Origin of the sequence: Legionella sp. km772 (genome assembly GCF_003989735.1) — a bacterium.
Lineage (GTDB): Bacteria > Pseudomonadota > Gammaproteobacteria > Legionellales > Legionellaceae > Legionella.
In genome coordinates, this window is record NZ_RZGQ01000151.1 from 1 (window position 1) to 6957 (window position 6957).

A 6957-nucleotide genomic window follows, 5' to 3' on the forward strand; every position below is an offset into this window, starting at 1 on the left:
GGAAAATCAAATAATCACTATAAAGATCAAGCATATCCATTTAATTCCCTCCCTAAAATTAAGGGCGGAATTCTAATGCTTTTTAGTCAAACTACAAGTTTATGTGCGTAACATGAGTATTAATACTGATAGCGTGCAAAAAGGCGCTGGGGAGTTATGTACGCGATTGAATATTGTTAAAGAGGCTACTAATAAAATTAATATTTATCTTCCTGCCGATATTCCTGATATGAATAGCCCAAACCAACCCCCAACTAATCAACCGAAAACAATAATTTTTGGTATGGCTTCGGGTGCTTATGCCTATTTCAATAATGAATTAGTCACTAATGGCTCCCAGATAACGCTAAGCACAATACCGGATTCTAAAAATATTAATTTAATTGCTTATCAGAATCAAAATTCTGCTAATTGTATTTTTGGCAAGATTGGTGAAGCTTTAAATATTATCCCTAACACGGGGTTATTATGTAACTCAGGCTTGGTCTTAGTGACAGAAAATAATGGGAATTATTACATCGGCCTTCCTAATCCACTTCCTCAAAATCAAGATGCCAAGCTGTATGGCTTAGGCATTGCTAAAGATATGTCAGTGACTGTTAATGGCAAGGCCATTTTGTGGAGTGATCCTAACAAAACAGTACCATTAACCCAGGGAACTACAAGTTTTAAAATCACTGGTATTAAAAAAACAGTTAGGACCTGTCTAATTACACGCTATGATGATGTATTAACCTGGCCTAAAACAGCTGATTGTCAGGGTATTGTGCATAATGGTGGAGTAATTTACTTTCCATCCTTTTAAAATAATGCGTCCTTGCCTCAGAAGCCTGATGAGCCAAGGACAGCAGAATTAATCTACTTTTTTATATAAATCATGGCCAATAAATCGCGCCCCAGGACCTTCATGAATAATATCCTCGGCTTGTTTATTTAAAATGGATAAAGTATCAAGGGTAGTTTTATCTTGATCTAAATTACCCGTGATGCTTAATACGGAATTACACATAGGATAAACAACACTAAAGGACAGGGCATTACCGATCATATATCCTGTGATAGGTCTTTTTATACCAATAGCTTGAGGACAAGTTTTGGACGCTACTGCGGTAGTGAAGTCTCCCTCTATACGGTTATCATCTAATACCCGTATCTCTAAGAGCGAACCACGTTGATTTTTAAATAGCAATAGGTCTTGTGAGGCGAAAAGTGAACCACTTAGTAAAGAGGAAAGCCCCAGAGCAATACTTAATGTTTTGAACTTCATAATGATCCTTTTATTAATGTTTTAACGCAGACTGTATAACATTTGATGATAAAATCTTCAATAGTATTAAAGACTCAATGTCTTATCTTTAGAGGATTTGTCCTCCTCAACCGTCGTAGCTTCTGTAAAGAAGCTTAAACCATAGTTTAATAGATGAGTGAAGAGGCTTGGGGAATCAATAGGGCTTATCTTTTTAGGACTCGCGTCTAGAGGAAAGGATAAGCTTAGGCTAAGAAATCGTTTTACAGAGGGAGCAGAGGCTAAAATAGATATCTGATTGCGAGTCCATGTGTACCAATCGCTTTCATAGTTACGTGCTATTTCTTGAATTTCATGGAGAGCAGCTTGATATTGCCCCACTTCTTTTTTGGTTTGTGTAGTTTTGATAATGTCAAAAATTTTTGAGATTGAATAAGGCAAGACAATTCTGGTGTCACCTGCAATCAACTCGTCCCCAATAGCTAGCCATTGGGACTTGACTTGCCAGAGATCCTTATAACTCATTTCTAAAAGAGAACAATGAAGTTTTAAAATATGTAAATGCGCCTCGTCTTCCAATCCCTCGCCAGGTTTTAACTCGTGTTTATCCTTTGCTAAAAGAACAGCAAGTTGATCAATAATTTGAATGCGCTCATGGCTAGGAATAATAAGAGGAGATTCTTTAGATAAAACTAGTAGCTCGGTGTCTGCTATCTCAAGGACTGGATTTTTTTTAGATGCGGTAATAAATGCCCTATGTTGTTTTTTTATTGTCTCAAGGCTTGCTTCAGTTAATTTAAAATGACCATCAAACGCTAACTCAGATACCACTGAAGAAAGCGCCCTGACATGAAGATTTCCTATTATATCCAGTATGAATGCTTGATGAGTTTTGTTAGAAATTGTGGCCGCATTTTCAGCGAACAATTGAAAATCACCGGTCAATACTCTATTTGACGCTTCTTGGCAAGATGCCACTAGAAGTATTTGTTGAATATGGTTGTAGCGTATTCCATCAATTCCTAAGCGTTTTAGCGCACCTTGAATTCGCGGCTCATCATAAAAAAGCTTTAAGCGTAATGCTTCAGCATTAGCCACAATCATGCCATCAACAACGCAACCAGATTTTATGACTGCACTTAATGGGAGATAAGAACTATCTTTACATAAATCTTTTGTAAATCTAGACACTAGGCAAGAACGTAAACAGCCACCTAACATGGAAGCAGCATTCTGGATCGCTTCATCTTGGATGATGATTAAAAAATGATTGAGAAATTCAGCATAAATTAGATCAGGTTTTAAAATCATAAAGCGTCCAAGGCTAATTGATCTTTCTCACTATATCAGTCGTATTTAAATTAACCAAGGAAAAGAAGTTTCCCTATTTTAATTTTTTAAGTAAATAAGTACTGATGAAATGATAATCCCCATGCCTAAAAATTGAAGCAAGGTAAAATGCTCACCGAGAAATACCCAAGCCAAAATTAGTGTAGTGACCGGCATAATGGCAGTAGATAAGGAGGCCACCATCCCTTCAACTTGTTCACATCCCTTGTACCAAAATACATAAAATAGGCCCGAGCTTAAACCAAGGATAAGCAATGAAAATGTGTGTTCATTTTGCCAGTTCAAATAATTAAAGGATAGGAAGGGAAGAAATCCAATAAAAAAGAGCGCGTTAATACCATTCAGTAAGGCTGAGAGTAAAAAAACGGGTAGAGGAATTTTATAGAGTTTTGATAGAATATAATACAAGCCTTCAGGAAATAAAGACAATAAAATAAGTAAATCTCCACTTAAGGTATTACTGCCTCCTTGGTAATCTCCGAAAGACAGAATTATTAAACCAAGCGTTACCATAAGAGTCGAAATAAAAGTGCGGGTGGAAAATTGTTCCCCTAAAATAAACCAAGACATAATAGCAATAATGAGGGGTAAAACGCTGGTTACAATGCCTGCGCTATTAGCATCAGTATAGTGCAACCCCCATAGCATCAATAGATTAAACAATACTCCCGCGGTTAGGGATTGTGCAACAATATTTATCCAATCCTTCTTTGTTAAGTTGATAAAATGAGAATGAACGGAGCGTCGATCAGTAGAAGTCCACCAATGTAAAAAAAATAATATCAGTGCTGCCAGACTAAAACGACTCATTAATACAACGAAACTTGATAGTGAACTAAGTAGGCTCTTGGACGTAACGATATTTATCGCTACCATAGTCTGTGCCAAAGTAACTAAAATTAGACCAAACAGGGAGTTTTTCTTTTTCATTATATACAAGCATGGATTAATATGTTTAAAGTTTACCACTATTAATTCTTACTCACTTTACCAAATGGCGCATCGTTTTTTCATTTAGAAGCATTATTTAGGTTCAAACGCCATTTTGAAGGTGGTTCACCATACTGTTGAGTAAAAAAACGTGTAAAAGTGGATAAATGCTCATAGCCAAGAGAAAAGGCAATATGTTCAATGGATAAAGTGCTAGTAGCTAATAAGTACTCAGCATGCTCCATTTTTTTATTGCGCCAATAATCAGCTAGAGTACATCCCATGACCTTTTTAAAGCGCCGTTGTAGTTGGCTGGCACTTAAATAACATTGTTTGGCAAGATGATTAATATTAATGGGTTGAGTAAAATGAGTGTCTAGCCAATTTTTTGCTTTTAGTACTGGGGTATCAATTGGTGAGGCATTTGTTTGAGCTAGTGTTTTGAGTAGTAAGCGAGAAATTATATTTTGGGTCACATGATCCACTAAGCTATGGCTTAAATACGTTTGGGTAAATGAAATTAATTTTCTATCTGAGGCGGAAAGGCTACAAAATGGGCTCTTAAATAAATGTTCTACGGGAGTATTTATGTCCAGAACTACAAACAAATTGTTATTACTGCCACTAAAACAGTGTTTTTCCCCTGCAGCAATAAAAGCCGCGGTATCCTGATTAACCATCCCGGAATGAGGGCCTATTTCTAAGTCTAAAACACCCTTAACGGGTAGGACTAACTGAGCATAATCATGGCTATGCTGTAAGGAGTCGATTTGATACGAACGTAGTTCCATCGTATTAAAAAAGGGCAAAGTAGTTGATATCATAAGCATCTTAACAAAGAAGATAGGTTACCCTCGCTGAAAACGACCTATCCCACCAATTCACTATCCTCTTTAAATACTTCCCGGCCAATAAACCATCTTTTAATCATACTTAAAGGAAACGAATGATAAGCACACCAGTTCTCTATGATTTGTTTATCTAGCTCTTCAGGAATACTATGAACTTCATGAGATAATTTGTCTGATAAAAGGAGTAATGCTGCCTGATTATGTATCCAAAATTCAGGATCTATATATCTCATTGGGGTCGGATCTTTTAATACAAAATTAAGAGCCTTTTTATTATTCAAGACCAGTTCTTCTCTAAACAAGGGACCAAATTCATCATAAACACCAAGGTTGGCTAATATTTTACCACTAAACCAGGAGGTCGGATAAGCATTCATAATGGCCTTTTTACCGGTAGCGGTGGCAATAATATCGGCGTTAAGAATAGCTTCTTTTAAAAGATCATTATCCTCAGGGTGAATGGCTTTTATTCCTAAACTCTGAGCGAGTTGTCTTTGCTTATCGCATACATCGACAACAACAATAGGTAGCTGATTCTGTTTGCAATAATAAGCTAGGCCGCGACCAATTTTGCCAAAGCCGAAAATGAGCCAAGATTTGCTTGCGGGATCTATCCCTGTTAATAAGGATAAAGCGGTATAACTACTTTCTGCACAACCAAAAACAGTTTCTAATTGTTTAGTTAATGTTCTATCTATGCTTATTACTGGGAAAGAAAGCTCTTGCTGACGATAAAACTCATCGCCTGAGCCAGTTAATTCAATGGCTCCAATTTGGGGTGCGCCTAAAATTTGATACAGTTCGGCACCACAATCAAAATAAAGATCAAAGCACTCGTTTTTGAGCGTTTTGGGATCCTCAATAAAACGAATTCCTGCATTAGAAAGTGTAGCAATAGCGACTTCACTAGCTTGACAAAAAGAGTAAGGGTGAGTCACCGTAACCTTGGCACCAGCTTTAGTAAGGCAGGCGATTTTTAATAATGTATTTTCCACCACAGGGACATGGTGCACTATGTTTAAACCCTTTAATGGTTGACTCTTTTCCCATGCCCCGAGTTGCTTGTGCATAAAAGGAGCCTCTTTGGGCGAATAAACATTGAAATAATCTAATAATGCGAAAGACATGAACAAACTCATTATGGATAAGTCTGCTCATATTAGCTGAATCCCATTTAAGCTACCACTTAAAAATGATTTAATCGGCTTTAATACCTTTATGTGAGCTATTCTTAACATCCGTGGAAATTGCTTCTTTGTTTATAAAGACTAAACATTCTAGCATCAGCTTTCTTCTTAGCTCATCATATTTTTCCCAAGCGATCAATTTTTGGGTTAAATTAGCTGCGAGAGGTGGATTAAGCTTATCCAGTACTAGAATTATTTTAGCAACTAATTTGTACCCCTGGCCTGAACTATTATGAAAACCGTAAGGATTCATGATAAAGCTACCCATTAAGGAATAAACCTTATTAGGATTTAGGATGTCAAAAGCAGGGTGATCTAATAATTGCTCCACTCTTTTCACAACTGTGTTGGAGTGGATAGAGGCTTGAATCCTAAACCAATAATTAATGGCATGGGTATCATCTTTCCAATAATCATAGAATTGTTGCAAAGCACTATCCATTTCTTGTGCACAGCCCATTGTCGCTAATAAACTTAAAGAAGATATGGTTTCAGTCATATTTGAAATAAGGCTAGTCTTAAATTGTTTTAATAAAGCGTTTTTAGTTGTTGGAAAATCAATGTGTTGTAAATAGGAATAATAAACCTCCTTTAAGCGACGCATCCCTGCGTCTTTTATGTCAAACAACTCAAATTGTGGACTGGGATTAGGCAAATACTCATTAATCCGTTTAAATAACGTGGGCCAATCGTTTTTCAATTCTTCAGCAAGAGTTTTTTGGATCTGTTGGCGAGCAGTAGCTAAAAGTTCAAAATGAGGCTTTTCAAACGAAGCAATTAATTCTTCTTCGCTGCTTATAGTTAATAGCTCGGCTAAAATCCAAGGTTCTATATCATTGTTTAGCAGTAAGCTGCGATAAGCAGAGAATAAAGCTTTAGGATAGTTGATGGTCTGATTAGCGCAATATTCTGTGACAAGATTTAAAATTAATTTTTTACTGGCCTCACAACGATTATATAAATTGGGATCATGCTGCATTAATACGAGTAAGTCATCATTACTAACCGTTTGGTATAAATAAATGGGGGCTGAGAAACTCCTAAATAAGGAAGGGATTGGGCGGGTAGCCATATCTGGAAACTCAAATTTCATCTCTGCTTGAGTAATTAAAAGTAGACGCTCCTCAATTAACTCTCTTCCCGTACTGTCAAGCAACCCCATAAGGAGGGGAATAGGCTTCTTGCTTTCATTATGCACTTTAATATGAAGTTGGTAGCGCTGCTGCTTATTATCATAAATATCAGTAATAGTCAACTGTGGAATACCGGGTTCCAGGGCCACCTCATGAAAAAAATCTAGCTTAAATCGGTAAATAATGAGAGGCTAGCTTCATTTAAATGGATATAGGAATGAAGCTGGAAGAAGGATTTTTAGATTTTTTTATTTCACTTG

General features: G+C 36.7%; 7 protein-coding genes. 1 reads left to right on the top strand and 6 read right to left on the bottom strand.

Annotated features, from left to right (window positions below; all coding sequences use genetic code 11):
• Positions 1-112: 112 nt before the first annotated feature.
• A complete protein-coding gene (locus ELY15_RS12290; RefSeq protein WP_127100451.1) occupies positions 113-805 on the top strand; it encodes a hypothetical protein in 693 nt (230 codons plus the stop codon).
• A 48-nt stretch (positions 806-853) separates the two neighbouring features.
• Here ELY15_RS12290 and ELY15_RS12295 read toward each other — a convergent pair whose 3' ends face one another.
• From ELY15_RS12295 to ELY15_RS12320, 6 genes are all read right to left on the bottom strand, one after another.
• Positions 854-1267, bottom strand: coding sequence for an avidin/streptavidin family protein (locus ELY15_RS12295; protein WP_127100453.1), 414 nt, complete (start codon positions 1265-1267; stop codon positions 854-856).
• Positions 1268-1333: 66 nt separating this feature from the next.
• On the bottom strand, positions 1334-2557 hold the full coding sequence (locus tag ELY15_RS12300; RefSeq protein WP_127100455.1) for a hypothetical protein: 1224 nt from the start codon (positions 2555-2557) through the stop codon (positions 1334-1336).
• 78 nt (positions 2558-2635) lie between these two features.
• Complete coding sequence (locus ELY15_RS12305) at positions 2636-3526, bottom strand: DMT family transporter (protein ID WP_127100457.1); 891 nt, start codon at positions 3524-3526, stop codon at positions 2636-2638.
• An 80-nt stretch (positions 3527-3606) separates the two neighbouring features.
• Positions 3607-4350, bottom strand: coding sequence for an AraC family transcriptional regulator (locus ELY15_RS12310; RefSeq protein ID WP_158617477.1), 744 nt, complete (start codon positions 4348-4350; stop codon positions 3607-3609).
• Positions 4351-4394: 44 nt separating this feature from the next.
• Complete coding sequence (locus tag ELY15_RS12315) at positions 4395-5504, bottom strand: NAD-binding protein (protein WP_127100461.1); 1110 nt, start codon at positions 5502-5504, stop codon at positions 4395-4397.
• Between the two features lie 70 nt (positions 5505-5574).
• A complete protein-coding gene (locus tag ELY15_RS12320; RefSeq protein ID WP_158617478.1) occupies positions 5575-6846 on the bottom strand; it encodes a DUF3458 domain-containing protein in 1272 nt (423 codons plus the stop codon).
• Between the last annotated feature and the right edge of the window lie 111 nt (positions 6847-6957).